The sequence below is a fragment of the Streptomyces sp. NPDC001568 genome (assembly GCF_042893755.1).
Classification (GTDB): domain Bacteria; phylum Actinomycetota; class Actinomycetes; order Streptomycetales; family Streptomycetaceae; genus Streptomyces.
The window spans coordinates 64,217-86,607 of sequence record NZ_JBIAVF010000017.1; the positions used below are offsets into that span (position 1 = coordinate 64,217).

Genomic DNA, 22,391 nt, shown 5'->3' on the forward strand with positions numbered 1-22,391 from the left:
ACGGACCTGCCGACCCCGCCCATGGCCCCGGGGCCGGCCGGGTGCGGCGCCGTCGCGCGGGCAGCAGGCCCGCGCGGCGGCGCAGCCGCACCCCCGAAGGCGCACGCGGTCGGGCGCCGCCCCGGCAGTGGGCGCATGCGGGCAGGCCAGGAGTCCACCGGTGTGCCGCCGGCCTCTCCGGACAAGCTCCGATCATCATCCGATCGGACCGTACGGGAGCCGACGGCGCACCGTCGCAGGTCAGGAGGTCGGCGTTCCGGAAGGGATCCGACGGCCCATCAGGTCATCCGTCCCGGACCCTTGACTCCGTTTGCACCAGGGCCGATTCTCGTCGCACCGCTTGTGCGGGGCATGACAATTCATGCCGGGATCCGACCGCCCCTCCGCCGACCGAAGACATGAGTGATGACCTTGACCCGACAGCCACACCGCAGGCGCAGCCCCCTCACGGTCCTGTCGTTGCTCCTCGCCGTCATGGCCATGGTGCTCGGGCCCGTGCCCAGTTCCTCGGCCGACGCCGGCTGGTGGAACCCGACGGCCCGGCCCGCTCCCGACTCCGACATCAACGTCACCGGCGAACCCTTCAAGGGGACCGACGCCCAGGGCAAGGTGCGCGGCTTCGTCGACGCGCACGACCACCTGATGTCCAACGAGGGCTTCGGCGGCCGGCTCATCTGCGGCAAGCCGTTCTCCGACCTGGGCGTCGCCGACGCGCTCAAGGACTGCCCCGAGCACTACCCCGACGGCTCGCTCGCGATCTTCGACTACATCACCAACGGCGGGGACGGCAAGCACGACCCCAACGGCTGGCCCACCTTCAAGGACTGGCCGGCCCACGACTCCCTCACCCACCAGCAGAACTACTACGCCTGGGTCGAGCGCGCCTGGCGCGGCGGCCAGCGGGTGCTGGTCAACGACCTCGTCACCAATGGCGTGATCTGCTCGGTCTACTTCTTCAAGGACCGCGGCTGCGACGAGATGACCGCCATCCGGCTGGAGGCGCAGAAGACCTACGACATGCAGGCCTTCGTCGACAAGATGTACGGCGGCCCCGGCAAGGGCTGGTTCAGGATCGTCACCGACTCCGCGCAGGCCCGTGAGGTCGTCCAGCAGGGCAAGCTCGCCGTGGTCCTGGGCGTGGAGACCTCCGAGCCCTTCGGCTGCAAGCAGGTCCTGGACATCGCCCAGTGCAGCAAGGAGGACATCGACCGCGGCCTGGACGAACTGCACCGCCTCGGCGTCCGCAGCATGTTCCTCTGCCACAAGTTCGACAACGCTCTGTGCGGGGTCCGCTTCGACCAGGGCGCCCTCGGCACGGCGATCAACGTCGGCCAGTTCCTCTCCACCGGCACCTTCTGGCAGACGGAGAAGTGCGCCGGCCCGCAGCACGACAACCCCATCGGGTCGGCGGCGGCCCCGGCGGCGCAGAAGGAACTCCCCGCGGGCGTCGCCGTCCCCTCGTACGCGGCCGACGCGCAGTGCAATACGCGCGGGCTCACGGATCTCGGCGAGTACGCGCTGCGCGGCATGATGAAGCGCAAGATGATGCTGGAGATCGACCACATGAGCGTCAAGGCCGCGGGACGGGCCTTCGACGTCCTGGAGTCCGAGTCGTACTCCGGGGTGATCTCCTCGCACAGTTGGATGGACCTCGACTGGACCGAGCGCGTCTACAAGCTCGGCGGTTTCGTGGCCCAGTACATGAACGGCTCCGAGGCGTTCAGCGCCGAGGCCGACCGGACGAAGGCGCTGCGCGACAAGTACGGCGTCGGCTACGGGTACGGCACCGACATGAACGGCGTCGGCGGCTGGCCCGGCCCCCGGGGCGCGGACACGCCCAACCCCGTGCGCTACCCCTTCCGCAGCACCGACGGCGGATCCGTCATCGAGAAGCAGACCACCGGCCAACGGACCTGGGACCTGAACACGGACGGCGCCGCGCACTACGGCCTGGTGCCCGACTGGATCGAGGACGTCCGCCTCGTCGGCGGCCAGGACGTGGTGGACGACCTGTTCAAGGGCGCCGAGTCCTACCTGACCACCTGGGGCAACTCCGAGAAGCACAAGGGCGGGGTGAACCTCGCGGCCGGAGCCTCCGCCGGAGCCTCGTCCGCGGAGTGGTGGAACCCGTTCGTGAACTTCTCGGCGGGTCAGGCCGTGGACGGCAACACGGGCACCCGCTGGGCCAGCGAGTGGAACGACGACCAGTGGCTGCGCGTCGACCTCGGCTCCACGAGCCGGGTCGGTCGCGTCACCCTCGACTGGGAGCGCGCGTACGGGAAGGCGTACCGCATCGAGGTCTCCACGGACGGCGCGAACTGGCGGCAGGTCTGGTCGACGACCGCCGGTGACGGCGGCCTGGACACGGCCCGATTCTCCGGTGTGACGGCCCGCCACGTCCGCGTCCAGGGGCTGCAACGCGGGACCCAATGGGGCTACTCCCTGCGCGAGTTCGGCGTCTACAGCAGCTGACGGCACGGAGCACCGCCAGGACACGGGCCGGCCGGAGCACATCCGGCCGGCCCGTGCGTCCTGCGAACGAACGAAAGGGAACCACCATGGCCCGGATGCCGTCGGCCGACCGGCGCCGCCAGCTGACCGAGGCGGCGATCCGCGCGATGACCCGGGACGGCGTGGCCCGGACCACGACCCGGTCCATCGCGGCGGAGGCGGGCGTGTCGCTGAGCGTCTTCCACTACTGCTTCGACTCCAAGCAGGCACTGCTGGAATCGGTGATCGAGGCGATCACCGCGCACTACGTGGGCGTGGTGAAGGAGGCGATCCGGCCGCGGCCCACCCTGCGCGAAACCGTCCGGGCCGGCTTCCAGGCCTACTGGGACCACGTGTCGCAGCAGCCCGGCGAGCACATGCTCACCTACGAACTCACCCAGTACGCCCTGCGCCAGCCCGGGTTCGAGCACCTGGCCCGCCGGCAGTACGAGCTGTACTGCGCCACGTACGAGGAGCTCCTCGGGCAGCTGCGCGACAGCATGAACCTCGAACTGCTCGCGCCGGCCCCGGTACTGGCCCGCTATCTGGCCGCCATGACCGACGGGTTGACCCTCAACGTGCTCGTCCTCGGCGACGAGACGGCCACCAAGGAGATCATCGACATGATCACCGACCACGTCGCGGGGCTCGTGGTCCCCCGCTCGCCGGGCGGCCCCTGACGGCAGCGCCGAAGGTCAGTCGTCCTTGGTGTGGTGCAGGCGCGCCCACATCGGAAGGACGAACCAGCACAGCAGGTACCAGGCCACCACCCCGCCCACCAACCAGGGCACGAATCCGTCGTGGGTGGCCACCCGCAGGATCAGGAAGAGCGCGCCCACCAGGGTCGCGAACAGGCACACGAGCCCGACGGCGGTGAGGCGGGAGGCCCACGCGACCGCCTGGGGCTTCATGTGGCGGCCGGTGACGATGCGGTGGAAGACGACCGGCGCTATCAGCGCTCCGGTCGCGAGGGACCCGAGGACGACGGTGACGATGTAGAGCGTCTTGTCGGTCTGCGGCAGGCCCTGGAAGTGCGGGGTGAAGACCACGGTCAACAGGAAGCCGAACAGGATCTGTACGCCGGTCTGGGCGACCCGTATCTCCTGGACCAGCTCCTCCCACTGACGGTCCGCACGCTCCGCGGGGCTTTCGCTACGGCCGTCATCGGGGGCGGCTCTTCTCATGGCTCCTCCATCGCTCCGGGTCGGGGGCCGCCTACCCGCAGGAGGCAGGCCCATGCGGGTCCTCCTCGCCGCCGCAGGGGTCCTGCGGGTCCTCCGTGGCGGGGACGTGGATGTCCATGACGCAGATGTCGTCCCGGTGTCCCGGGCGCAGCGCGGCCAGGCTGCGCGCCAGACTCGCTCCGTGGCCCTGTGTCACGAGCCGGCGTGCGGTGGCGGCGAGCCGGGCCAGGCCGAGGTCGATGTCCTCCCCCGGCTCCTCCACGAGCCCGTCCGTGTAGAGCAGCAGGTGGTCGTCGGGCCGCAGGTCGAGGGCGCTCTGCTCGTAGACGGAGCCGAAGTCGGCGCCGAGGAGGGCACCCGTGGGTTGCGGCAGGAAGCCAGCCTCGCCGTCGCGGATCAGCAAGGGGGGCAGGTGTCCGGCCCGCACCCAGGTCAGCCGGCGGTCCCAGGGCCGGTACCGACCCATGATCATGGTGGCGGTGGCCCCGTGGGTGTCGGTGGCCGTGTGCAGCAGGAGGCTGTTGAGCCGGCTCAGGGCATCGGGCAGCTCCGAGCCGGTCACGATCATGCCCTTGGCGGTGAACCGCAGTTGGGCCATCGTTCCGACGGCGTCCAGGCCGTGGCCGGCCACGTCCCCGAGGACGAAGAGGGCGCTGTCGTCGGGGAGTCCGATGGCGCTGTACCAGTCGCCGCCGACGTTCACCCCGCTGTCGGAGGGCAGGTAGGCGACGTCGACGCACAGCCCGGCCAGCTCCAGGGACTGCTCCTGCAAGGGCAGCAGCGCGTGCTGGAGCCGGGCGGCGAGGATGCGTTCGGCCTGGAGCATGCCGCGCTGGACCAGGACGGCGCGCTCGCTCTCGCGCAGGGCGAGTTCGGCGTCCCGCTGCGCCGAGAGGTCCTGGAAGAAGCCGTGGACCTCGACGGGTGTGCCGGCGGCGTCGGTGCCGGCCTCGGCGACGATCCGCAGGTGGCGGATCCCCTCGGCGGTGGTGACCCGGAAGCGCTGGTCGATGGCGCGGCCCTCACCGAGGAGCCGGTGGACGGCGGCGTCCAGGCGCGGCAGGTCGTCCGGTACGAGGTGCAGGGGGAGTTCCTCCAGCGGCATCGGCCCCTCGGCCGGAGCTCGGCCGAAGATGACGTAGACCTGGTCGGACCAGTTGATGGTGTTCGTGACCAGGTCCCAGTCCGCCCAGCCGAGGTTCCCCAACCGCTGCATGTCCGCCAGCCTTCGGGCCTCGCGGTCGCTGGTGTCGAGGCGGATCCAGGACACGACGAGGCGGCCGCCCAGTCGGGTCGCGCGCACTGCGTAGGAGGATTCGCGCGGGACTCCGGCGGTCACCTCGTGGTGGATGTAGGACGGGCCGTCGTAGTCGGTTCCGGTGATCAGCGTGTCCAGGTACCCCTCCCACAGGTCGGTGCCCGCGACCGTGGGGTACGTCTCCAGGATGCTGCGGCCCACGAGCTCCTTGCCGCCGCGGCCGGCCACGTCCACCGACGCGGGGGCGGCCGCGTCGATCCGGAAGTCCTCGACCTCGCCGTCCTCGGAGCGCAGCGGGGTCAGGAGGAGCGCCGCGCCGGAGAGCGCGTCGAGGATCCGCTGTACGGCGGCCACGTCCGCCTCTCCCACAGGGTCGGCGGCGTCGGGCCGGCGCAGGTCGCGCAGCGGGCCCGCGCACATCCGGGCCGCGCGCCGCAGCAGGAGCCGGGTGTCGGCGGTGAACGGTGCCCGGCGGGTCCTGAAGAAGCCGACGGCCGCGGTCGCCGGCCCTTCCGCGAACACCGGGACCCAGGCGCGGGAGGGCCAACGCTCGGGCGGGTCCCCGATCAGCCGGTAGCGCAGGGCGTCGTGCGCGGGGTCCTCCAGCCAGACCGGTTCGCGGCCCGCGAGGGCGACCGTGGCGGCGACTCCGCTCAGGGGCGGGACGTGCCGCCACTGCTCGGCGAGGGCCTCGCTGATGCCGGCGGCTCCGGCCAGGTCCATGCCTCCGGCCGCGGCCGCCGTGTAGATCATCACGGCGTCCACGTCCTCGGCGCCGCCCAGTACGGTCACCAGCAGCGCCGCGACCTCGTCGGCGCCGTGCACCCGGGCCAGGCCGTCGGCGAGCCGGGCCAGCAGGGGACGTCGTCGCCCGGCGGCGCGGCCCGGCCGGGCGAGGTCGCGCCCCGGGTCGAACGGCAACGGGTCCGGCGCCGCCTCCGGCGTTCCCCCAGGGGATCCCGGGGGCGCTTCGGCGGGGGCGCCGGGGCGGGCGCGCAGGTCGCCGAGGGTGATCCGGCACTCCTCCATCAGGGTCCGCCGGCGCCGACCCGCGCGGCGCAGCAGCAGGGCGTACGCCGCGTCGGCGTTCACGCCGGCCTGCGCCATGAGCACGCCCTTGGCCCGCTCCAGGACGGCGGCCGTCGAGGCGACCGCCTCCATGGCCTCGGCCTCGGCCCGCAACCTTGCCACGACCCTGGCCGGCGCCCGGACCTCGGGAGCGGAGCCGTCGCCGGGAAGCGCGGGATCGCTCTTCATTCTTCGAGGATGGCACGGGGCGGCCGGTGGGGGCGGTTCAGCACGGCAGCGGGACGGCCGCCGGTGCCACGGCGAGGCGGTCGACGACGGCGGTGAGGCTGCCGGTGGCGGCGAGGACGGCCCGCTGTCGGGTCGCGCCGGTTCCCCGGCGCCGCAGCCCGTCCCACAGGGTCCGGGCCAGGTCCAGGTCCCCGGCGGCCGCCAGCCCGGGGGCCGCGCGGTCCAGGAGCCGTTCGACCAGCAGTTCCGCGGGCAGCTGTCCGCCGCTGCACGGGTCGGCGCCGGGGCCGTCGAGGCCACCGCGCGCCGCGAGGGCGTGTGCGCCCCACAGCCGGTGCGGAGGAGCCGGCGGGGGCGGTGCCCCGGCGTCCACCTCCTCCAGCAGGACGGCCGCCAGGCCCCGTACGAGGGCGGCCGTGAGGATCACGGTGTCCAGGTCGGCGTTGACGTCGGAGACCCGGATCTCCAGCGTCGGCACGTGCTCCGAGGGGCGGGCGTACCAGTAGAGCATCCGGCGGTCGAGCAGCACCCCGGCGGCGACCAGGCCGTCGACGTGGACCAGGTAGTGCGCCTCGTCGACCACGGGCGGCGGTCCCACCGTCGGCCAGCAGGAGAAGGCGACCGAGCGCCAGCTGTCGTGTCCGGTGTCCCGGCCCGCCATGAGGGGCGAGTTCCCGGTCAGGGACTGGAGCACCGGCAGCCAGGGCCTCATGTGGCTCGCCAGGGCGAGGGCCCTCGGCCGGTCCAGAGTGCCGACGTGGATGTGGCAGCCGCAGACGGCGGTGAACCCGTCGATGAGGTGCGCGGAGCGGCGGGCCATGCTCCGGTAGCGCTCCTCGTCCGTCACCGCCAGGGGTTCCAGCGGTGCGATGACGGGGACTCCCGACGCCACCAGCAGACAGCCGGCGCCACGGGCGGCGCGCGTGGTGGTCTCCCGCAGCGACGACAGCTGCCCGCGCAGGTCCGCGCAGTCGGTGGTGGGCCGCGTACAGACCTCCACCTGGGCCTCGTAGAACTCGCTCTGGACCAGCTCGCCGAGCTCACGGGCCGCCGTGGCGATCACCTGCGGCCCCCGGTTCACCGGGGTCCTGGTGCCCCGGTCCACGAGGAGGTACTCCTCCTCGACTCCCACGGTCGGAACGTCCACGGGATCTCCTTGCCGAATGCGCCGAAGGCGCCGAAGGACCGGACTCGGGCGGCGCCTACCCTCCCGGCGCCCCCGCACTCCCCCTTGCCGCGCGTCACCCCCCGTCGGTCTCCGCCGCCCGCCAGACGGTGGTGATGTTGCAGAATTCGCGGATGCCGTGCCCGGACAGTTCGCGCCCGTATCCGGACCGCTTGACGCCGCCGAAGGGCAGCGCGGGATGCGAAGCGGTCATGCCGTTGACGAAGACGCCGCCCGCCTCCAGGTCGCGCACGAACCGCTCCACGTCGGCGTCGTCGCGGGTCCACACGTTGGAACTGAGCCCGAAGGGGGTGTGGTTGGCCCGCTCGACGGCCTCGTCGAGGCTGCCGACCCGGTAGAGGGTGGCGACGGGTCCGAAGGTCTCCTCCAGGTCGATGCGCATCTCCCCGGTGATGTCGGCGAGGACCGTCGGCTCGTAGAACCAGCCCTCGTCGTGCCCCGGCGGGCGGCGCCCGCCGCACAGGACGCCGGCGCCGAGGCGGACGGCGTCCTCGACGAGCTCCTCCACGTCCCGGCGGCCGCTCTCGGTGGCCAGCGGGCCCACGTCGGTGGTGTCGAGCATCGGGTCGCCCACGACCAGCGCCCTCATGCCCTCGGTGAACAGCTCGGCGAACTCGTCGTAGACGTCGGTGTGGACGATGAACCGTTTCGCCGCGATGCAGGACTGCCCGTTGTTCTGCACCCGGGCGGTGACGGCGGTACGGGCGGCGCGGGCGACGTCGGCCGAGGGCATCACGACGTACGGGTCGCTGCCGCCGAGCTCCAGGACGGTCTTCTTGACCTCGTCCCCGGCCGTGGCGGCGACGGCGCGACCGGCGGGTTCGCTGCCCGTCAGGGTGGCCGCGGCGACCCTCGGGTCGCGCAGGACGGCCTCCACGGCTCCCGAGCCGATCAGCAGGGTCTGGAAGCAGCCGCGCGGGAAGCCCGCCCGGTGGAAGAGGTCACCCAGGTACAGGGCGGTCCGGGGAACGTTCGAGGCGTGTTTGAGCAGGCCGACGTTGCCCGCCATCAGGGCGGGCGCGGCGAACCGCACGACCTGCCACAGCGGGAAGTTCCAGGGCATGACGGCCAGGACCACGCCGACGGGCCGGTGGACGACGCGGACGGACGAGGCTCCCGCGTCGCGCACGTCGGCGTCGGCGGGGTGCTCGTCGGCGAGGAGCCCCTCGGCGTGCGCGGCGTACCAGCGCATCGCCTTGACGCACTTCGCGGCCTCGGCCCGGGCCGCCGCCAGCGGCTTGCCCATCTCGGTCGTCATGGTGCGGGCGACGGCCTCCGCGTCCTCCTCCAGGAGGTCGGCCGCCCGCGACAGCATCGCGGACCGTTCGGCGAAGGTGGTGCGCCGGTAGTCGGCCGCCGTACGCGCCGCCTCGGCGAGGCAGGCTTCGATGCCGTCGGCGTCGAGCGCCTCGAAGGTCTCCAGCGTCCGGCCGTTCGTGGGGTTCACGGTGGCGATGCTCATGGTCCGCCCTTCCTCGGAGGGAACCGCCCCATAGACCCTGCCCGCCGGGCCGGCGGCGCGCAACGCGAGGGCCGGTACCCGGGTGCTCCTGCGGGGGCCGCGCCGCCTCGGATTGCGGGCCGTGCGGGGCCGTCGCATGGTGGGCAAGCAACGTCCCCCCAGGAAGGAACGACCCCGTCATGGGCAAGGCAAAGGCAAAGGCCAAGCAGGTCAAGGGCAAGATGAAGGAAACCGCGGGCAGCGCGATGGACGACCACCGCATGGAAGCGGAAGGCAGCGCCGAGCGGATGAGCGGCAAGGCCGAGGAGATGGTCGCGAAGGCGTCGGACGCGATGAAGAAGTCCAAGGGCCGGCACTGACGGAGCGTCTCGCGGTGACCGGCGGCCCCCTGCGGGGCCGCCGGTCACCGGCATGAGGTGCCCGGTGTCGCGGGGGCGGCGTTTCGGTGGGGCGTCGGCTACGGGCGACCGCGCGGCTTGCCGCGCTTGGCCGCCTTGGGCGCCGCGGAGCCGCCGCGCGGGTTCTTGCCCGTCTGCTTGCCGCCCGACTTCCCGGCGGTCTTCCCGCCGGCCCGTCCTGCGGCGCTCTTGCCCTTGCCGCCGCCGCTCGCGTCGGGGCGCTTGCGCTGTTGCTTGGGCTGCGGGGGCGTCGGCGGGCGACCGCGCGTGCTGTTCACCGTCCGACCGCGGACGATGCCGATGAACTCCTCGACGAGGTCGGTGGTCTTCTCCTCCGGCCAGGACAGGGCGATCCGCGACTCCGGGGCGTCGGAGACGGGCCGGTAGGTGAGGTCCTTGCGGTGGTGCAGACGGGCCAGTGACTGGGGGACGACGAGGACGCCGATGCCCGCCGCGACCAGTTCGATGGCGTCCGCCGTGGTCTCGGGGCGTTCGAAGGCGGGCTTGCCCGGCAGGGCTTCCCAGACGAGGACGTCGTCGAGGGGGTGGAGCACGATCTCGTCGGCGAGGTCCCCGGTCGACACCTCTTCCGCCGAGGCCACCAGGTGGTCCTTGGGGATCACGACGACGGTCGCCTCGGTGTACAGCGGGATCGCGCTGAGGTCGGTCCGGTCGACGGGCAGCCGCACGAAGCCGGCGTCGGCGCCACTGCCGCGCAGCAGGTCGAACGCTTCGGCGGCGGGTACTCCGACGAGGGTCAGGGGGACGTCGGGCAGCCGCTCGTTCCAGATCCGCACCCACTTGGTGGGCGTCACTCCCGGGACATAGGCGAGCCGGAACGAAGGGGAAGTTTCCGAGCCTGTCACCCCGCCAGGTTACCGGTCGTGGTCGGAGGTAGCGCACACGCTCGATACCCTTGACCCCATGACGTCGCACCAGAGCACCCAGACGATGAAGCCCGCCACCGCGGCGAAGAAGCTGGGTGTGTACCTCGAAGCCACCCCCGCCGAGTTCCAGGAGGGTGTGGTTTCGCGCACCGAGCTGAACGCCCTCCAGACCGATCCGCCCGCGTGGCTGGTCGAGCTGCGGCAGAACGGTCCGCACCCCCGCCCGGTGGTCGCGGCGAAGCTCGGCATCTCCATCGCCGGTCTCGCACGCGGTGGGGTCACCGAAGCCCTGACCACGGAGCAGATCGAGGCGCTGAAGCAGGAGAGCCCCGAGTGGCTCCAGAAGGAGCGCGCCACCCAGGCGGAGGTCCGCAAGGAGACCATCCGCATCAAGGAGAAGCAGGCCGAGAAGGCGGAGAAGGCGCAGCGCGCCCAGCAGCAGTAATCCGGGCGGCGTCGCGGACGCCGCCCCTCCCCCGGTCCCGGCCGACCGCGTCGCCGGGGACCGGACCGGCCCGGTGATCGGGCCGTGCCCGCCGCGCCCCCGGGGTCACCTGTCGGTCGGCACCCGGCTGAGGGCGTGCCACGGGGCACCGAGCAGTGGACGCGCCGGCCCTCCTCCACGACGCCCCGCCGTCGGCATCGCGAGGGCGGCGGCTGCCGCCGGGCACGGGTGATCAGGAGCAGGCCGAGTCCACCGCGGTCCCGCGGTCCGGTGAGCACGTCGAGGACGGCGCCCGGGCGATCCGGGTCGGCAGGTCGGGGGCTTCGGCGGCGACGGGCTGCCCCGACAAGGAGCCTCCGCATCGGGTCCGGCGGGTCGACGGGGGTAGGACGCACGGCCTCCGCATCATGGCGAGGACCTGTCCCGGGTGGCTGAAATCTGAACTTGCCGCGCCAGATGAGGCATACCTAACCTGTGCTCGCCCGGCCATCGGCCGGCCACACTTCGGCCCCCGTCCCCACCGAAGGAGCCTCCCCCATGCCCGAACGCCTCGACGCCGCACGACCGTACGCCGTCTCGCTCTTCCGCATCGTCACCGGCCTGCTCTTCGCCTGCCACGGCGCCGCCTCCCTCTTCGGCGTCCTGGGCGGCGCCCGCGGCGGCGGTACGGTGCCCGTCGGCGACTGGCCGGGCTGGTACGCGGCCGTCATCCAGCTCGTCGCCGGAACCCTCGTCCTGCTGGGCCTCGGCACCCGCTCGGCGGCGTTCGTGGCGTCGGGTTCGATGGCCTACGCCTACTTCACCGTGCACCAGTCGCAGTCCCTGATGCCCCTGCAGAACGGCGGCGAGGCCTCGGCCATGTTCTGCTGGGCCTTCGCCCTGCTGATCTTCACCGGACCCGGCGCGCTCGCCCTGGACGGGCTGTTCGCGGCCCGCCCCGGCCGGAACCGCGCGGAGACGCGCCCAGAGGCCGCGATCGCCTGAGGAATCGTTACGCCACCGCGGGGCCCGACCGGTGCGACCCGTCCGACCAGGTCGGGCGCCACGGGCCCCGCGACCACCCCGACCGCTCCGCGGGGCGCCCCGACCCCTCGGTCGGGCGGGTGGCGTCTGAAACCCGTTCGTCCGTACGGCGTTAGACGGTTCGGACCGGCGTGCGCGCCAGCGCACCGAATCGGTCCGGTCTGATGCCGACGGAAGTACGAGGAGCGAAATGACGGACCCGATGCCGGCCGGACGCGGTCGCAGGAGACTGGCCGCCCGATGCCGGCGGATCACCGACGACACCTCGTTCGGGATGGCCGTCTTCGTCGTGATCCTGCTCAACGCGGCCCTGATGGGGGCCGAGACGTACAGCGGGCTCGCCCGGACGCACCGGCAGGCGCTGGGCATCGCCGAGGAGTGCTGTCTCGCCCTGTTCACCCTGGAGATGCTGCTGCGCATCGGTTCTTTCTCCGACCGGCCGAAAGCATTCTTCCGGGACCCGTGGAACGTCTTCGACCTGGTGATCGTCGCCTCGGCGTTCGTACCGCTGCTGCGCGAGAACACCACCGTGCTGCGGCTGCTGCGGCTGGCCCGCGTCCTGCGCACCGCCCGGTTCCTGCCCCACCTGCGCATCCTGCTGGTCGCGGTGGGCCGCAGCCTGCCGGGCACCGCCAGCTTCCTGTTCGTCGGCGCACTGGTGCTGTACGTGTACGCGATGGTCGGATGGGTCTGCTTCGGGCAGTCGGACCCGCAGCACTACGGTTCGATCGGCCGGGCCTCGCTCACCCTCTTCCTCCTCACCACGCTGGACGGTCTGACCGACGCCGTCCGGGCCGGATTGCAGATCTCCCGGTTCAGCATCGTCTACTACGCCTCGTACGCGCTGCTCGCCTCGTTCGTCCTGGTCAACGTCCTGATCGGAGTGGTGCTCAACTCGCTCGACGAAGCCCGGGAGATGGAGGCCGAGGACAAGCGGGCGCGGGACCGCGCCGAGGGTACGGGCGATCCCGCCGGGGAGGTGCGGGAGCGGATCGTGGCGGCCCGCATGGCCCTGGACGACCTGGAGGCGAGCCTCGCGGACGTCCCCTCCTCCCCCGCGGCCGGAAACCGGGGGAAGGAACGGGAGCGGGAACTGGAGTCGGCCGTGTAGAGCGGCCGGGCCGCCTCCGGGCGGCCCGCCGGCCGCCCGCCCGGGGTCCCGGACGCGGACGGTCACAGGACCCCGGGCGGGGGCGGGGCCGGCCCGGGCAGCGCTCGGGGATGTGACGGAAGTCTGACGTGCGGCCGGCCGCCCTGGCGTCCGGGGCGCCCTTGGTGGTCGAATCGTAGGGTGAGCACGCACGAGGACAGCGGAACCGGAACCGGCGGCCCGCCGGCGGACACCGGCGCCCGCCCCCCGGAGGACCCCGACGGCCACGGCGCCCCGGTCGGCCGCCGGCTGGTCCTCGGGATGGCCGGGCTCGGCGCCGTGGGACTGGCCGCCTCGCCCTGGCTGCGCCGGGCGGCCGAGGCCGGTCTGGGCGCCGTCGCGGGAAAGGACCCGACGGGCTTGACCGGGATGCTGCCCAACGGGGGCGGTTTCCGCTACTACTCGGTGGCCTCCTCCGTCCCGGAACGCGGCCCGGCGGACTACCGCCTCACCATCGGCGGCCTGGTCGAGCGGCCGGTCTCGTACCGGCTCGACGAGCTGCTCGGGATGCCGCAGACCCGGGTCGTCCGCGACGTCCAGTGCGTCACCGGCTGGCGGGTGCCCGCCACCCCCTTCGAGGGCGTGCCCGTGGGGCGGCTCCTGGACGCCGCCGGGGTGCTGCCCGAGGGGCGGGCCATCCGCTTCGACTGCTTCGACGGGACCTACACCGAGAGCCTCACCCTCCCCCAGGCCCGGCGCGAGGACGTCATGGTGGTCCTTCGGATGCAGGACCGGCCGCTGAGCCACCGCCACGGCGGACCGGTCCGGCTGTACGTGGCGCCGATGTACTTCTACAAGTCCGCGAAGTGGCTCTCGGGCATCACCGTGACCCGTGACGTGGAACCCGGCTACTGGGAGGAACTCGGCTACGACGTCGACGCCTGGGTCGGCAAGTCGAACGGACGCGACGATGCACCCACCGTCTGACCTGCCGCCCCGCGTGCGCCGCTTCGGCCGCGCCGAGCGCTGGGTCCACCGGGTCACGGCGGCCCTCATGGGCGTGTGCGTGGTCTCCGCCGGCTGCCTGTACCTGCCGCCGCTCGCGGAGCTCGTCGGGCGCCGGCACCTGGTCGTCACCGTCCACGAGTGGTCGGGGCTGCTCCTGCCGCTGCCCCTGCTGGTGGGCCTGGTCTCCCGGGCCTTCCGCACCGACCTGCGCTTCCTGAACCGGTTCGGGCCGCACGACCGGGTCTGGCTGCGCTCCGCGCTGCGCCGCCGGGGACCGAGGCCCGCGGGCAAGTTCAACGCCGGCCAGAAGCTGTACGCGGCCTGGCTGGCCGGGGCGGTCCTGGTGATGCTGGGCACCGGGCTGCTGATGTGGTTCACGGGGCTCGCGCCCCTGGCCGTCCGCACCGGGGCCACGTTCGTCCACGACTGGCTGGCCCTGGCCGTGGGCGTCGTACTCGCGGGGCACATCGGCAAGGCCCTCGGCGATCCGGAGGCCCGGCGCGGTCTGCGCACCGGTTGGGTCGCCCGCTGGTGGGCCGAGCACGAACACCCGCTGTGGCGGCCCGGGGACGGCCCCCGCTGAACCCCCGCCGGTCCGACGGGGGTTCAGCGGGGCCTGACGGCGGATCAGCCTCCGTCGCGGACGGCGACGATGCCGTTGAACACGCCGACGTACGCGGTGCCGTCGGGGCCGAGGGTGATCGGCGCCCAGTTGTTGTCGTACAGCGGTCCGGTGCCGGTCAGCTGGCGCCAGCGCCGCTCACCGGTGCGGAAGTCCACCGCGGTGAGGTACCAGGCGTCGATCCCCCAGAAGTTGGGCTCCTTCTCGTAGAAGTAGAGGAGCCCGTTGGCGGTGGAGAGCTTGGGGACCACGGAGGGAGCGCGGATCGCGCTCTCCCATACCGTGTCGCAGCCGCTGCCGTCGGCCCGGACGTCGATGCGGCTGACGCCGCCGACCACGGACTTACCCAGCAGCAGCGAGGTGGGGTTCTCGTAGCCGTAGTTGTTCTCGACGACGATGCTGTTGCCCCAGGTGATGAGGGAGTTGTCGGTCGTCGAGGCGCCCGGACCGAAGACGGGCACCTTGCAGACGAGGCGCCGGTCGGCGGCCACGTCGGCGCCGCGCCGGTAGACCAGGACGTTCATCCGGTCGTCGGCGTTGTCGGTGATGGCGACGTAGCCGTTGCCGAAGAGGTCCGGGGTGGTGCCCGAACCCTGGTTCACGGAGCCGGGCTTGGTACCGGTGCCGCGGTCGTACGTCTGGCGCCACTGCACCTCGGGGGTGCCGTCGGCGGTGGCGCGGAAGCTGTACAGGGCGTGGTCGGTGACGATGGAGACCCCGTCCTCGGCGACCGAGAAGGAGTTCTGGATCTCCTCGCCGGGCAGCCGGAGCGAGCGGATCTGCGACGTCGCCGGGTCCACGGTGCCGACGCGGCCCTGACGGGTGACCCACCAGATGCGGCCGTTCCAGTCGGGCATCACCGAGGTGATGGGATCGCAGGTGCCGCTGGGCCGCAGGTTGGTCCAGGTGACGCAGTCGTGCGGGACGTGGCCGGTGAGGTCCCAGTCGTTGTCGACGGTGAACTTCCAGCTCCCGTCGGGGTTCTGGGAGTGGGAGAGGCGCAGGACGTGCTGGCGGGAGTCGGCCAGCACGGCCCGGTCCTGGTTGTCCAGGTAGAAGTAGGCGCCGCCCGAGGTGTCCTTGAAGATCTTCGCGAAGTCGAGCGAGGTGATCGCCTCGACGGTCGAAGAACGCTGCGGGAGCTGGTACTCCGCGAGCGTGGCCAGCGTACGGGGCTCCAGCAGCTTGACCTTGAAGCCGGAGAAGGTGCCGCAGACGGTGACCAGGCGGCCGCCCGTGTCGAAGGTGGCGGTGGCGCACTCGCCGCCGAGGGCGGCGATCTTCTCGCTGGTCACCTGTGGGCTGCGGCCGAGGGGGCCGGACCACGGGGACGTGGCGCTGCCGGCGGCGTCGGAGTGCATGCCGCTGCGGCCGTTGGGCGCGAGGTGGGGGTGCTGGGGCGGAGCTTCCCCGGGCAACGGGGCGGCGGTCGCGGGACCGCCCTCGTACTGGCTGACCAGGCGGTGGCCGGGCGCCTTGGGGATCTCCTCGGCCTGGGCCGGCCCGATCCCGTACATCACCGTCACGACGGCGAGGGCGGGGACCACGGCGCAGTTCAGCGCTCTTCGGAACATCCGGGCATCCTCCTTTGTCTTCAGTTTTGTTGACATTGCGTCTGACATCGCGCCGCCGCCAGACGCTAGATCGCACTGCCCGAGGAGTCCATGGAAGAGCCGGATGATTCACGAAGGCGCAACAGTCGATCAAGGAGCCGTGATGTCGCTCCAGTGCGTCGTACGGTCGCACCAGCGTCCGAGGAGGACCGGATCGTGGCCCACCGCGAGGAGTCCGGCGCCCGTTTCGGCGCGGTACTCCTCGACGACCGCGACCAGCGCGGCGGTGGTGGAGGCGTCCAGCATCGCGGTCATCTCGTCGCACACCAGCCAGCGCGGTTTCAGCACCAACGCCCTTGCCACGCAGGCGCGTTGCAGCTGACCGTCGCTGACCTCGTGGGGGCGCCGGGCAAGCAGGTCCGCGCCGAGGCCGACCCGGTCGGCGAGCTCGGCGACCCGGGCCTGCGCCTCCTCGCGCCGGCCCGTGGCGCGCAGCGGTTCGGCGACGAGGTCGCGCAGCCGCAGGCGGGGGTCGGCCGACAGCCGGGGCTGCTGGAAGACGACGCCGACCTCGGTGCGCAGGGAGCGCGGGGCCCGGTGTCGAAAGGCCGTCACGGTGCGACCGCCGAGGGCCACGGTCCCGCGGTCGGGCCGGTGCAGCAGGGCGGCCACCCGGGCCAGGGTCGACTTGCCGCAGCCGCTGGGCCCCAGCAGGCCGAGGGCCTCCCCCGGGCGCAGGGTGAGGTTCGCGTCCCGCACGACGGGGCTGCGTCGGTCGTATCCGGCGGTGATCCCGGCGAGCTCAAGCATGGTGGCAGGCCACCCCTTCGGTGAGCGGGGGTCGGTCGGTGCGGCAGCGGGCGTCGGCCAGGACGCAGCGGGCGGCGAAGGCGCAGCCGGGCGGCAGGTCGCCGAGTTCGGGAGGGGCCCCGGGGATGGGGGTGAAGGCCCGCTCGGGCAGGGCGTCGAGCAGTCCGCGGGCGTAGGGGTGGCGGGGCCCGGGCGCACCGAAGAAGGTTTCGGCGGGGGCCGTCTCCACGATCCGGCCGGCGTACATGACGGCGACGGTGTCGGCGATCCGTTGGGCGGCAGCGAGGTCGTGGGTGATCATCAGCAGGGCGCGGTCGGCGTCCCGGGTGTGGGCCCGCAGTTCGTCGACGGTGCGGTGGACGAGGTCCCGGTCGAGGCCGGTGGTCGGCTCGTCGGCGAGGAGCAGCGGGGCGTCGCCGACGAGGGCGAGGGCGGTGGCGGCTCGCTGGGCGAGGCCGCCGGAGAGTTCGTGCGGGTGGCGGTCGAGATGGCTGACCGGGAACTGGGCGCGCGCGGCGGCCTCCTCGGCCGCGGCGCGCAGTCGCGCCCCGCGCGGGCCGTTCCCGGAGCGGTCGCGCATCCGCTTGCCGGTGAGTTCCCGGACGGTCTCCTCCAGGTGGGACCGGACGGTGCGGACGGGGGTGAGGTGGGCGGCCGGGCTCTGCGGGACGAGCCCGATCCGGCGGCCCCGTACGGTGCGGGCGAGGGTCGCCTCGTCGGCGGCGAGCAGGTCGAGGCCGTCGGCGAGCCGGGCGGAACCGGCGGTCTCGGCGTTGCCGGGGAGCAGGCCGAGGAGGGCGGAGGCGAGGACGGACTTGCCGCAGCCGCTCTCGCCGACGAGGGCGAGGCACTCGCCGGGGCCGAGGCGGAAGGTGGCTCCGGTGACGGCCTCGACGTAGCGGTCGCCGCGCATCCGGAAGCGGACCGAGAGCCGCTCCACGTCGAGGACGGCGCCGGCGGCGGGTCCGTGGGCGGGAACGGCCGCGGCGGGCGTGGGCGTGGTCACAGGGTCAGCTCCGAGCGGCGTCGGGGGTTCAGCCGGTCGCGCCAGGCGCCCGCGAGGCCGGCGATGGCGAGCGTCGGGACGATCAGCAGCAGGCCGGGGAAGAGCGTGGGCCACCAGTCCCCGGCGAGCAGCGAACCGCGGGCCGTCTGGACCAGGTTGCCGAGGCTGGCCTGGTGGGAGGGCAGGCCGAGGCCGAGGAAGGACAGGGCGGACTCGTGCCACATTGCGTGCGGGACCATCAGCACCGCGGCGAGCCCGGCCTGCGGGAGCACGCCGGGGACCAGGTGCCGTACGGCCACCCGCAGGCGCGAGGCGCCGCCGGAGACGGCGGCGTCCACGTAGGGGCGGCTGCGCAGCGAGAGGACCTCCGCGCGCACGATCCGGGCGGTGGACAGCCAGTGGGTCAGGGCCACCGAGACCACGACGGGCCACACCCCGGGCCGGAACATGGCCACGATGAAGATGCCGAGCAGCAGGTGCGGGATGGACGAGAGGGTGTCGACGGCCCGCATGACGAGGCGGTCGGTCCAGCCGCCCAGCGCCCCGGCCGCCGCGCCGACGGCGGTGCCGATGACGGTGGCGACCAGGGCCGCCACCAGGCCGACGAGCAGGGAGACCCGCAGTCCGTAGACGCAGCGCAGGAGCAGGTCACGGCCGACGTCGTCGGTGCCGAAGGGGTGTTCCCAGGACGGCGGCAGCAGCTTCGCCGTGAGGTCGACGGCCTGCTGGTCCAGCTGCGCCAGCGGGGGCACGAGCAGGACGGCGAGGACGATGACGGCGACGACGGCGGCGCAGACGCGCACGCGCAGCGTCCGGGTGGAGCGGCGGGCCGCCCCGCGCGAGGTCCAGGTGATCGCCGGTTCAGCCATCGAAGCCCACTCTCGGGTCGGCCAGTCCGTAGAGCAGGTCGGACAGCAGGTTCCCGACGAGGACCGCGGCGGTGGCCAGTACGGTCAGCGCGGCCAGCAGCGGGAAGTCGACGGAGGTGGCGGCCTGCACGGTGGCGGCGGCGATGCCGGGCCAGCTGAACACGGTCTCCACCAGGAGCGCTCCGGTGATCAGTTCGGGGACGCGCGAGCCGATGAGGGTGAGCATGGGGAGCATGCCGGAGCGCAGCCCGTGGCCCAGCAGGATCCGTCGTTCGGCGATGCCCCGCGCTCGGGCGCCGCGGACGGGGTCCTCCTCCAGCGCGTCGGCCACGCCCTGGCGGACGTAGAGGAAGAACCAGGGCAGTTGGGAGATGCCGAGCACCAGCGCGGGCAGCACCAGGTGGGCGGCGACCTGCCCGAAGGTGATCGTGTCGTCGGCGGCGTCCGTGAGGCCCCCGGAGGGCAGGACGCCCAGGCGTACGGCGAAGAACCAGATGGCCAGCAGCCCCAGCCAGAACGCGGGGGCGGCCTCCAGGGTGTACGCGAGGGCGGACACGCCCCGGTCGAGGAGGCCCCCCTGGCGGCGTGCGGCCAGTACGCCGAGCCCCGTGCCGAGCAGCACGGCCACGGCGAACGCGCAGGTGGCGAGCAGCGCGGACCAGCCCACCCGCTCGACGATCACGTCGACGACGGGCCGGCGCATGACGGAGGAGGTGCCGAGGTCCCCGGTGAGGGCCGAGGTGAGCCACTCCCACCAGCGGGCCGGCATCGGCCGGTCGACGCCGAGGTTGATCCGCAGCTGGTCGAGTTCGGCCTGCGAGGCGGTGAGGCCGGCGGTGCCTGCGTACGCCTTGACCGGGTCGAAGGGGGACATCGCCGCGACGGCGAAGACCCCGAAGGTGACGACGAGCAGGACCGGGGCGGCGAACAGGAGCCGCCGCCCGGTCATGCGCGCCATCGGCCCCCAGGGGAGGCGGCGGGAGCGGCTGGTCACGTGGGTCGGCTCACTTCTGCTTCGGCTTCCAGGTCTCCACGTTCCACCAGGGGCCGGTGCCGAGGCCGTGGTCGTGCGGCTCGACCTGGGTGGTGGGGCCGTCCCACTTGTCGTTCACCACGTACAGGTGGTCGATGTGGGTGAGGAAGACGTAGCCCGGGTTCTTCACGAGTTCGCGCTGCACGGTGTCGTAGGCGTTCTTGCGGACGGTCCGGTCGCCGCTCCTGCGGCCTTCCGCGAGCGCCTGGTCGACGGTCGGGTTGTCATACCACGCCATGTTGTTGAAGCCGTCGCCGCCGAGGGAGGAGGTCAGCAGCAGGTACTGGTCGAAGTCGGGGTCGGCCGGGGAGCCGCCGCCGGCGAGGACGGCGTCCGTCTTCATGCGGGGCTCGATGACCTCCCAGGTCCCGGTCTCGGTCTTGACCTCGATGCCGGCCTTCTTGGCGTCGGAGGCGAAGGCGAGGGCGTGGTCCTGGCGGAGCTTGTCGCCGGAGGGGTACCAGAGCGGGAAGGCGGCGCGGACGCCGTCCTTGACGCGGATGCCGTCCTCGCCCGCCTTCCAGCCGGCGTCGTCGAGGATCTTCTTCGCCCTGTCCAGGTCGTACGGGCGCTCGGTGCCCGCGGTGAACCAGGGGCTGCCGACCGGGACGGGTCCGTAGGCGGCCTTGCCGGCGCCCTCCAGGAGCTTGTCGACCATGGTCTTCCGGTCGACGGCGATGTCCAGCGCCTGCCGGACCGCCACGTCACCGGTGACCTTGTGGTGCGTCGGGAGGGTCACGGTGCGGTAGTCGAAGGACTTGGCCGCGTACGTGGTGCGCGCCGGGTCCTTCTCGAAGCCGCGGGCGAGGTTCGGGGGCAGCACGGCCGCGTCGAGCTCGCCGGAGCGCAGCCGGGTGGCGCGTACGTCGTCGTCCTTGATGACGGCCATGGTGAACTTCTTCACCGCGGGCTCGCCGCCCCAGTAGGAGGGGTTGGCCTTGAAGGTGATCTTCTCGCCCCGGGACCAGCCGGCGAGGAGGTACGGGCCGGTGCCGACGGGCTTGGTGCTGAAGTCGCCGCTGTTGACGTCCTGCTTGCCCGCCACGTGCTCGGGGACGACGGGCAGGACGGTCCGCTCGGCGAACGGCGCGTAGGGGTACTTCAGGGTGAAGACGACCCGGTCCTCGCCCTGCGCGGTGACGCTCTCGACGGCGTCCAGCTCGGTCCTCGACGGGTTGTTCGTCGCGGGGTCGAGGATGGTCCGGTAGGTGAAGACCACGTCCTTGGCGCCGAAGGGCGCACCGTCGCTGAACTTCACGCCCTGGCGCAGCTTGTACGTGTACGTGCGGCCGTCGGCGGAGACCTCGGGCAGCGCTTCGGCCAGCGCGGGCGTCAACTTCATGTCGGCGTCGTGGGCGAGCAGCCCGTCGAAGACCTTGGAGTTGCCGTCCTTGCCGTAGCCCAGCAGCGGGCTGAGCGTCTCCGGCTCGGTCGCGATGCCGACCACCGCGGAATCGGCCGCCGAGGCGGACGCTGCGGCGCCGCCCGTCGGGTTCGAACAGGCCGCCACGCCCGTGATGAGTACGGCGGTCAGCGTCACCGCGGCCGCTCCCCGTGCTGTCCGGGCCGTCATGCTGCGCACATCCTTGTTCGCGATCATCCGTTATTGCAAAGAAATGGCAATAGTGCCAGATGGGGGCCGGGGAAACCGAATCGGCCCGCGACCGGCACACCGGTGCCGACCCCCTCGATCCGGGCAAATCCCTTGCCCCTCAAGCGAATTCCGGCCACCCGGGGCTTGCCCGGAACCCGCCGCGCGTGCCATATATGTCTAGACCTTTACGGGACCCCAGGAACGACGAGAACGCGGAGGCCGGCCTTGCGACGCACCGCCCCGCCGCGCCCCCTCCCGGCGGCGCTCGGCCTCTGCCTGGCCCTCGCGGCCCTGACGGCCTGCACGAGCGGCGACACCGAACCCCCGCGCGCGCCCGCCGGGCTCACCGCCCAGGCCGGCAGCGCCACCTCCGTGCACGTGATGTGGGAGGCGGCGGCGCCCACCGACGGCGTGACCGGGTACCAGGTGTTCCAGGCCGGGCAGCTGGTCCGCGACCTCCCCGCGGAGAAGACCATGGTCGACATCACCGGCCTCACCCCGCGGACGCCCTACGACTTCACCGTCCGGGCACGCGACGCCGCCGGGAACCGCTCCTCCCTCAGCGCCCCCGCCCGCGCCACCACCCCGGACGCCCGGGCCGAGGACCGGCAGCCGCCCACCGCCCCGACCACCGCCACCGGCAGCGCCCGGGGGCCCCGTACGGTCCGGCTCGAATGGGCCGCGGCCACCGACGACACCGGCGTCACCGCCTACGACATCCACCAGGGCGGCGTCCGGATCCACACGGTCGGCCCCGGCGAGAGCGCCACCACCCTCGACGGGCTCCAGCCGGGCACCGCCTACTCCTTCACCGTCCGCGCCCGGGACGGCGCCGACAACTCCTCCCCCGACGGGCCGCCCGTCGCCGTGACCACCCCGGCCGACCCGGCCCAGGGCCCGGGCACCGCCCCCACCGCCTTCACCGCGACGGCCTCGCCCGGAGCCGTCGACCTGTCCTGGACCGCCCCCGGCACCGGCCGGGCGACCACCGAGTACCAGCTCTACGTCAACGGACAGCCCGTCACCGTCATCCAGTTCGGAGCGGGTGCGAAGCCGGGCGGCCCGGCCACGCACCGCCTCACGGCCACCGAGCCGGCGGGTACCGCCTGGACCCTGAAACTCCGGGCCCGGCTGCCCGACGGCAACTGGGGCGCCTTCTCCGCGGAGCGGCACGTCGTCCTCGCGGGCTGACGCGACCCAAGTCGTTCCGGCCACC

The 22,391-nt window shown here is 73.0% G+C and carries 20 protein-coding genes; 9 read left to right on the forward strand and 11 right to left on the reverse strand.

Translation table 11 applies throughout. From position 1 onward, the window contains the following. Positions 1-405: 405 nt before the first annotated feature. Together ACFY0I_RS28445 and ACFY0I_RS28450 are read left to right on the forward strand one after the other, a co-directional pair. Complete coding sequence (locus ACFY0I_RS28445) at positions 406-2,472, forward strand: discoidin domain-containing protein (RefSeq protein WP_388901167.1); 2,067 nt, start codon at positions 406-408, stop codon at positions 2,470-2,472. Between the two features lie 86 nt (positions 2,473-2,558). Next, positions 2,559-3,170 carry a TetR/AcrR family transcriptional regulator gene (locus ACFY0I_RS28450; RefSeq protein ID WP_388901169.1) on the forward strand — a complete coding sequence of 204 codons (612 nt, stop codon included), beginning with the start codon at positions 2,559-2,561 and terminating at the stop codon, positions 3,168-3,170. A 15-nt stretch (positions 3,171-3,185) separates the two neighbouring features. Here ACFY0I_RS28450 and ACFY0I_RS28455 read toward each other — a convergent pair whose 3' ends face one another. The 4 genes from ACFY0I_RS28455 to ACFY0I_RS28470 form a co-directional block, all read right to left on the reverse strand. Continuing rightward, positions 3,186-3,674, reverse strand: coding sequence for a DUF6328 family protein (locus ACFY0I_RS28455; protein ID WP_388901171.1), 489 nt, complete (start codon positions 3,672-3,674; stop codon positions 3,186-3,188). A gap of 31 nt (positions 3,675-3,705) precedes the next feature. After that, the gene (locus tag ACFY0I_RS28460; RefSeq protein ID WP_388901172.1) at positions 3,706-6,189 is read right to left on the reverse strand and encodes a SpoIIE family protein phosphatase; all 2,484 of its coding nucleotides are present in this window, start codon (positions 6,187-6,189) and stop codon (positions 3,706-3,708) included. 37 nt (positions 6,190-6,226) lie between these two features. Beyond that, entirely contained in the window at positions 6,227-7,336 is a 1,110-nt protein-coding gene (locus ACFY0I_RS28465; protein ID WP_388901174.1) for a glutamate--cysteine ligase, read from the reverse strand. Positions 7,337-7,430: 94 nt separating this feature from the next. Beyond that, positions 7,431-8,837: an NADP-dependent succinic semialdehyde dehydrogenase gene (locus ACFY0I_RS28470; RefSeq protein ID WP_388901176.1), complete on the reverse strand. Its 1,407-nt coding sequence runs from the start codon at positions 8,835-8,837 to the stop codon at positions 7,431-7,433. Between the two features lie 179 nt (positions 8,838-9,016). Here ACFY0I_RS28470 and ACFY0I_RS28475 point away from each other — a divergent pair, with 179 nt between their 5' ends. Next, on the forward strand, positions 9,017-9,196 hold the full coding sequence (locus ACFY0I_RS28475; RefSeq protein ID WP_388901178.1) for a CsbD family protein: 180 nt from the start codon (positions 9,017-9,019) through the stop codon (positions 9,194-9,196). Positions 9,197-9,294: 98 nt separating this feature from the next. Here ACFY0I_RS28475 and ACFY0I_RS28480 read toward each other — a convergent pair whose 3' ends face one another. Further along, positions 9,295-10,101 (reverse strand): LysR family substrate-binding domain-containing protein, encoded by an 807-nt coding sequence (locus ACFY0I_RS28480; protein ID WP_388901180.1) that lies wholly within the window; start codon positions 10,099-10,101, stop codon positions 9,295-9,297. A 58-nt stretch (positions 10,102-10,159) separates the two neighbouring features. Between ACFY0I_RS28480 and ACFY0I_RS28485 the strand changes: the two genes are divergently transcribed. The 5 genes from ACFY0I_RS28485 (at position 10,160) to ACFY0I_RS28505 (ending at position 14,271) form a co-directional block, all read left to right on the forward strand. Further along, positions 10,160-10,567 (forward strand): DUF5997 family protein, encoded by a 408-nt coding sequence (locus ACFY0I_RS28485; RefSeq protein WP_388901182.1) that lies wholly within the window; start codon positions 10,160-10,162, stop codon positions 10,565-10,567. 537 nt (positions 10,568-11,104) lie between these two features. Further along, positions 11,105-11,551 carry a DoxX family protein gene (locus ACFY0I_RS28490; RefSeq protein WP_388901184.1) on the forward strand — a complete coding sequence of 149 codons (447 nt, stop codon included), beginning with the start codon at positions 11,105-11,107 and terminating at the stop codon, positions 11,549-11,551. A 229-nt stretch (positions 11,552-11,780) separates the two neighbouring features. Continuing rightward, a complete protein-coding gene (locus tag ACFY0I_RS28495; protein WP_388901186.1) occupies positions 11,781-12,701 on the forward strand; it encodes an ion transporter in 921 nt (306 codons plus the stop codon). Between the two features lie 180 nt (positions 12,702-12,881). Continuing rightward, the gene (locus ACFY0I_RS28500; protein WP_388901188.1) at positions 12,882-13,667 is read left to right on the forward strand and encodes a molybdopterin-dependent oxidoreductase; all 786 of its coding nucleotides are present in this window, start codon (positions 12,882-12,884) and stop codon (positions 13,665-13,667) included. Beyond that, positions 13,651-14,271 carry a cytochrome b/b6 domain-containing protein gene (locus ACFY0I_RS28505; RefSeq protein WP_388901190.1) on the forward strand — a complete coding sequence of 207 codons (621 nt, stop codon included), beginning with the start codon at positions 13,651-13,653 and terminating at the stop codon, positions 14,269-14,271. Before ACFY0I_RS28500 ends, ACFY0I_RS28505 begins: the two co-directional genes overlap by 17 nt. A 44-nt stretch (positions 14,272-14,315) precedes the next feature. Here ACFY0I_RS28505 and ACFY0I_RS28510 read toward each other — a convergent pair whose 3' ends face one another. The 6 genes from ACFY0I_RS28510 to ACFY0I_RS28535 all read right to left on the reverse strand — a co-directional run bounded on the left by ACFY0I_RS28510 (position 14,316) and on the right by ACFY0I_RS28535 (position 21,154). Continuing rightward, positions 14,316-15,884 carry a hypothetical protein gene (locus ACFY0I_RS28510; RefSeq protein WP_388901192.1) on the reverse strand — a complete coding sequence of 523 codons (1,569 nt, stop codon included), beginning with the start codon at positions 15,882-15,884 and terminating at the stop codon, positions 14,316-14,318. A gap of 129 nt (positions 15,885-16,013) precedes the next feature. After that, positions 16,014-16,673 carry an ABC transporter ATP-binding protein gene (locus ACFY0I_RS28515; RefSeq protein ID WP_388901194.1) on the reverse strand — a complete coding sequence of 220 codons (660 nt, stop codon included), beginning with the start codon at positions 16,671-16,673 and terminating at the stop codon, positions 16,014-16,016. Then, complete coding sequence (locus ACFY0I_RS28520) at positions 16,666-17,586, reverse strand: ABC transporter ATP-binding protein (RefSeq protein WP_388901408.1); 921 nt, start codon at positions 17,584-17,586, stop codon at positions 16,666-16,668. The genes ACFY0I_RS28515 and ACFY0I_RS28520 overlap by 8 nt, the downstream gene beginning before the upstream one ends. 89 nt (positions 17,587-17,675) lie before the next feature. Then, positions 17,676-18,548: an ABC transporter permease gene (locus tag ACFY0I_RS28525; RefSeq protein ID WP_388901196.1), complete on the reverse strand. Its 873-nt coding sequence runs from the start codon at positions 18,546-18,548 to the stop codon at positions 17,676-17,678. Then, a complete protein-coding gene (locus tag ACFY0I_RS28530; RefSeq protein ID WP_388901198.1) occupies positions 18,541-19,506 on the reverse strand; it encodes an ABC transporter permease in 966 nt (321 codons plus the stop codon). Before ACFY0I_RS28530 ends, ACFY0I_RS28525 begins: the two co-directional genes overlap by 8 nt. A gap of 46 nt (positions 19,507-19,552) precedes the next feature. Beyond that, on the reverse strand, positions 19,553-21,154 hold the full coding sequence (locus ACFY0I_RS28535; protein WP_388901200.1) for an ABC transporter substrate-binding protein: 1,602 nt from the start codon (positions 21,152-21,154) through the stop codon (positions 19,553-19,555). 246 nt (positions 21,155-21,400) lie between these two features. On the opposite strand from ACFY0I_RS28535, the gene ACFY0I_RS28540 reads away from it, so the two are divergent. Beyond that, positions 21,401-22,366, forward strand: coding sequence for a fibronectin type III domain-containing protein (locus ACFY0I_RS28540; protein WP_388901202.1), 966 nt, complete (start codon positions 21,401-21,403; stop codon positions 22,364-22,366). Positions 22,367-22,391: the final 25 nt, after the last annotated feature.

Bases quoted from the DNA above. Each gene is read 5' to 3' on its own strand.
- ACFY0I_RS28445 (WP_388901167.1), top strand. From the start codon at position 406: ATGACCTTGACCCGACAGCCACACCGCAGGCGCAGCCCCCTCACGGTC.
- ACFY0I_RS28450 (WP_388901169.1), top strand. From the start codon at position 2,559: ATGGCCCGGATGCCGTCGGCCGACCGGCGCCGCCAGCTGACCGAGGCG.
- ACFY0I_RS28455 (WP_388901171.1), bottom strand. From the start codon at position 3,674: ATGAGAAGAGCCGCCCCCGATGACGGCCGTAGCGAAAGCCCCGCGGAG.
- ACFY0I_RS28460 (WP_388901172.1), bottom strand. From the start codon at position 6,189: ATGAAGAGCGATCCCGCGCTTCCCGGCGACGGCTCCGCTCCCGAGGTC.
- ACFY0I_RS28470 (WP_388901176.1), bottom strand. From the start codon at position 8,837: ATGAGCATCGCCACCGTGAACCCCACGAACGGCCGGACGCTGGAGACC.
- ACFY0I_RS28475 (WP_388901178.1), top strand. From the start codon at position 9,017: ATGGGCAAGGCAAAGGCAAAGGCCAAGCAGGTCAAGGGCAAGATGAAG.
- ACFY0I_RS28485 (WP_388901182.1), top strand. From the start codon at position 10,160: ATGACGTCGCACCAGAGCACCCAGACGATGAAGCCCGCCACCGCGGCG.
- ACFY0I_RS28490 (WP_388901184.1), top strand. From the start codon at position 11,105: ATGCCCGAACGCCTCGACGCCGCACGACCGTACGCCGTCTCGCTCTTC.
- ACFY0I_RS28495 (WP_388901186.1), top strand. From the start codon at position 11,781: ATGACGGACCCGATGCCGGCCGGACGCGGTCGCAGGAGACTGGCCGCC.
- ACFY0I_RS28505 (WP_388901190.1), top strand. From the start codon at position 13,651: ATGCACCCACCGTCTGACCTGCCGCCCCGCGTGCGCCGCTTCGGCCGC.
- ACFY0I_RS28510 (WP_388901192.1), bottom strand. From the start codon at position 15,884: ATGTTCCGAAGAGCGCTGAACTGCGCCGTGGTCCCCGCCCTCGCCGTC.
- ACFY0I_RS28515 (WP_388901194.1), bottom strand. From the start codon at position 16,673: ATGCTTGAGCTCGCCGGGATCACCGCCGGATACGACCGACGCAGCCCC.
- ACFY0I_RS28520 (WP_388901408.1), bottom strand. From the start codon at position 17,586: ATGCGCGGCGACCGCTACGTCGAGGCCGTCACCGGAGCCACCTTCCGC.
- ACFY0I_RS28525 (WP_388901196.1), bottom strand. From the start codon at position 18,548: ATGGCTGAACCGGCGATCACCTGGACCTCGCGCGGGGCGGCCCGCCGC.
- ACFY0I_RS28530 (WP_388901198.1), bottom strand. From the start codon at position 19,506: ATGGCGCGCATGACCGGGCGGCGGCTCCTGTTCGCCGCCCCGGTCCTG.
- ACFY0I_RS28535 (WP_388901200.1), bottom strand. From the start codon at position 21,154: ATGACGGCCCGGACAGCACGGGGAGCGGCCGCGGTGACGCTGACCGCC.